Source organism: Saccharomonospora iraqiensis subsp. iraqiensis, from assembly GCF_000430445.1.
Lineage (GTDB): Bacteria > Actinomycetota > Actinomycetes > Mycobacteriales > Pseudonocardiaceae > Saccharomonospora > Saccharomonospora iraqiensis.
Genome location: NZ_KE387063.1, coordinates 16,595 through 19,944, shown reverse-complemented (window position 1 = coordinate 19,944; position 3,350 = coordinate 16,595). Strand labels below are relative to the sequence as shown.

4 protein-coding genes and 1 pseudogene are annotated in these 3,350 nt (G+C 74.2%); 2 read left to right on the top strand and 3 right to left on the bottom strand.

Features of this window, described 5'->3' with window-relative positions; translation table 11 throughout:
• On the bottom strand, positions 1-940 hold a 940-nt coding region (locus tag ACTIR_RS0105695), incomplete at its 3' end, for a wax ester/triacylglycerol synthase family O-acyltransferase (RefSeq protein WP_026453548.1).
• A 228-nt stretch (positions 941-1,168) separates the two neighbouring features.
• Between ACTIR_RS0105695 and ACTIR_RS21945 the strand changes: the two genes are divergently transcribed.
• Positions 1,169-1,924: a TrmH family RNA methyltransferase gene (locus ACTIR_RS21945; RefSeq protein WP_052583738.1), complete on the top strand. Its 756-nt coding sequence runs from the start codon at positions 1,169-1,171 to the stop codon at positions 1,922-1,924.
• Positions 1,925-1,942: 18 nt separating this feature from the next.
• Here the strand turns inward: ACTIR_RS21945 and ACTIR_RS0105685 are convergent, their stop codons facing one another.
• The gene (locus ACTIR_RS0105685; RefSeq protein ID WP_026453547.1) at positions 1,943-2,341 is read right to left on the bottom strand and encodes an HAD-IA family hydrolase; all 399 of its coding nucleotides are present in this window, start codon (positions 2,339-2,341) and stop codon (positions 1,943-1,945) included.
• Positions 2,342-2,527: 186 nt separating this feature from the next.
• On the opposite strand from ACTIR_RS0105685, the gene ACTIR_RS0105680 reads away from it, so the two are divergent.
• Positions 2,528-3,004, top strand: coding sequence for an Rv3235 family protein (locus ACTIR_RS0105680; RefSeq protein ID WP_026453546.1), 477 nt, complete (start codon positions 2,528-2,530; stop codon positions 3,002-3,004).
• Between the two features lie 15 nt (positions 3,005-3,019).
• Here ACTIR_RS0105680 and ACTIR_RS26350 read toward each other — a convergent pair.
• Positions 3,020-3,350: pseudogene (locus ACTIR_RS26350) on the bottom strand (hypothetical protein); the annotation flags it as partial.

Genomic DNA, 3,350 nt, shown 5'->3' with positions numbered 1-3,350 from the left:
CCGGGGACCCGCCGACGCTGTCCCCGTCGCGCACGGCGCGCGGGACCAGCGCCCGCACGGTCGACGTCTGGCTCAGCGGCATCCCGCGGCGCGCCAGCCACTCCCGCAACGCCCCCGTGACGACGGCGAGGACCACGTCGTTCACGGTGCCCCCGTGCCGCCGCCGGACCCGGCGGAGGTCCTCCAGGTCCGTGCGTACCCCGGCAAACACCCTGCCGCGGCTCACCTGCGCGTTGAGCGGGCTCGGGGCCGCGGGGCGGAGCACCGAGTGCACCGCCGAGGCCACCTCCTCCACCGCACCCAACATCCGGTCGGCGGTACTGGCGACGTCCCGTACGGCCGTCCGGACGTTCTCCACCATCTCCGCGGGGCGGCGCACCGTGTCGGCGACGGCGTCGGTCACCAGACGCACCCGCCCCGGGCGGGGCCGTGCGGTCCAGAACTCCTCGGCGGGCCCGGGTTCGGTGGGCTCGTCGTCGAGCAGCAACTGTCCCAGATCGAGCGATCCGATGCCGTCCACCATCGACTGGTGCGTCTTGGTCACCAGCGCCACCCGGTTCCCGGCCAGCCCCTCGACCATGTACAGCTCCCACAGCGGCCGCTCGACGTCGAGCGGCCGCGCCAACAGCCGCGCCACCAGCTCGAACAGCTGCCGGCGGGTCCCCGGCTCGGGCAACGCGGAGCGGCGCACGTGATAGTTCAGGTCGAAGTCGACGTCGTCGACCCACACCGGCCGGGACAGATGCCCCGGGACCGGCCGCACCCGCCTGCGGTAGCGCGGCAGGTACGCCAGCCTGCGGCCGACCAGGGACAGCAGCTGTCCGTAGTCGAACCCCGTCTCCGGCCGCTCGACGATCGCGATGCCGCCCACGTGCAGCGGGGTGGCGGGCCGCTCCGCGTACAGGAACGAGGCGTCCAGCGCGGAGAGACGGTCGGTCATGATCCGATCCTGACAGATCCGGGCGGCCGCCGCCGCGACGAGCCGGGCGGGTGGGAAACTGGCGGTGTGGGAGGTACACGGGCCCGGGGCGGCCGCGCAGCACAGGATGGCCGCGCAGCACAGGGCGGCCGCGCAGCACAGGGTGGAGGCGCCGCAGAGGGTGGCCGCGCCGCGCAGGGTGGGGACGCCGCGCACGGAGCGGGCGCGGGATCGCCGAAGGACCGGTTCCTGACCGTCTACGGGCGCAAGCCCGTGCTGGAGGTCCTGGGCGACCGCACCCTCGATGTCGACAAAGTGATCTTGGCGGACACCGCGCGGGGACCGGCGGTGGCCGAGATCGAACGCGCGGCCGGTGCGCGCGGTGTCCCGGTCCGACGCGCCGACGCCCACCGGGTGAAGGTGCTCGCGGGCAACGGGAAACAGGACCAGGGTGTGCTGGCCGACGTCGTGGCGCCCCGGATGCGGCCGCTGGCGGCGGCGCTGGACTCGCCCACTCCCCCGGCCCCGGTGCTCGTGCTCGACGGCGTCACCACGTCCGCGAACGTGGGGATGATCCTGCGGACGGCGACCGCCGCGGGCCTCGGTGGCGTCGTGGTGCCGCACCGGGGTGTGGCCGCGCTGGACCCGCTGGTGGTGAAGGCCTCGGCCGGGGTGGCCTTCCGGGCGCCCGTGCTGCGCTGCGCGACCGCGGCGGAGGCCGTCGAACAGCTCACCGAGTCGGGCTACGCCGTGTACGCCCTCGGTGCCCGGCCGGACACCGACCCGGGGGTGGGTGTGGAGTCGCTGTTCACCTGCGAACTGCCCGCCCGGACGGCGTTCGTGCTCGGCGGCGAGACGCAGGGGGTCGGTGCCGACGTGGCCGATCTCGTCGCGGGCTGGGTGTCGATCCCCATGCCGGGTGAGGTCGAATCGCTCAACGTCTCCTCGGCCGCGGCGGTCGTCTGCTTCGACCTGGTCCGTCGCGGCCGCGCGGGCCGGGAGTAGCGACGGGCGCACCCCGCCTCAGCAGAAGGCGGGTTCCTCCGGGAACAGGGCGGCGAGTTCCGTCAGGGTCTGCGGCACCGACACGTGCCGGACACCGACCATCCCGGCCGCCACGGCGCCCGCGACATACCGGGGTGAGTCGTCCACCAGCACGCACTCGGCCGCGGTGAGGCCGAGACGGCGGGCCGTCAGGTGGTAGATCTCCGGGTCCGGTTTCGCGGCGCCGACCTCACCGGAGAACACCAGGGTGTCGAATCGGCCGGACAGGCGCGCGCGGACGTCACCCCCGCCCGCCGCGTTGGACAGCACCGCCGCACGCACGCCCCCCGCACGGGCACGGTCGACCGCACTCAACAGCGGTCCGGCTTCCGGATCGGTCAGCACGCCCGCGTGATCCAGCACGAGTCCGCGCAGCATCCGGTCACCGTAGCCGAGGCTTACGCGAATAGCACCGCAGCCCGGTGCGCGCCGCCCGGGAGCGGGGGATTTCACCTCTTCAGGCGGCCTGCGGATCCGAAAACCGGTCGGTAACCCTCTCTACCGGTGGAGGCGGTCGAGGGGGCCGCCGCCACCGAGCAGATGCGACGAGGGAGGGGACTGCTCATGCACCCGTTCTCACCGGACAGCGGGGTCGTTCCGCTGAAGCCGTACGAACCCGGGCACATCGACGACCCGCCGGACCCTCCTTCGGTCGCGGACGGTCAGCTCACCCTCGACGAACTCCTCGTCGAACTGTACGAGGAGGAGCGACGTCGCAGCTCGATCACTCCCCCGGGACGTCGGCTCCTGCACCGGGTGCTGACCGGGCTCCTCGAGGCCTACACCGGACGGCGTCCGCTCGCCCAGCTGACGGACTGGCTGGACCCGCCGCTGTACCGACGTCTGCGGGCGACCGTGCCGGGCAACGACCGGCCGCGCTACGTCCTGCGGAACATCCACGTCTGCCGCCCGGCCGAGGAGGCGCTGGAGCTGTGCGGCACCGCCACCGCCCCGACCCGGGCCTGCGCGGTGACGGCCCGGTTCGAGCACGGGGTACACGGCTGGTTGTGCGTGTCGTTCAGCGTGCTCGAACCGGGCTGACGGCGCATGCCGGGATCAGCGACGCGCGCCCTTCTTGTTCTTCTTCGCCTCTTCCCGGGCGGCGGCGCGGCGCTCCCGTCGCGAGCCGCCGCCCCCGGAGCCGCCGGCCTGTCTGCCGTTGCCCGTGCTCTCGTCGGCCCCGGCCGTACCGTCACCACGGGACTGGACGTCACCGCTCTCGGACGGGCCGGACAGCGTCAGTCCCTGGGGCGTGGCGCCGTCGAGACCCTTGCCCTGCAGCGCGGCGGGAACGGGCTCGGTCTTCGGACCGGGCTCCGGCTGCGGCGGCACCGGCCGGGCGTGCCGCCCCGAACCGGCGGCCTGACCGTTGCCGGTACCCGCGGTC

Coding starts and splice junctions, on each gene's coding strand:
- ACTIR_RS0105685 (WP_026453547.1), bottom strand. CDS start 2,341: ATGCTGCGCGGACTCGTGCTGGATCACGCGGGCGTGCTGACCGATCCG.
- ACTIR_RS0105680 (WP_026453546.1), top strand. CDS start 2,528: ATGCACCCGTTCTCACCGGACAGCGGGGTCGTTCCGCTGAAGCCGTAC.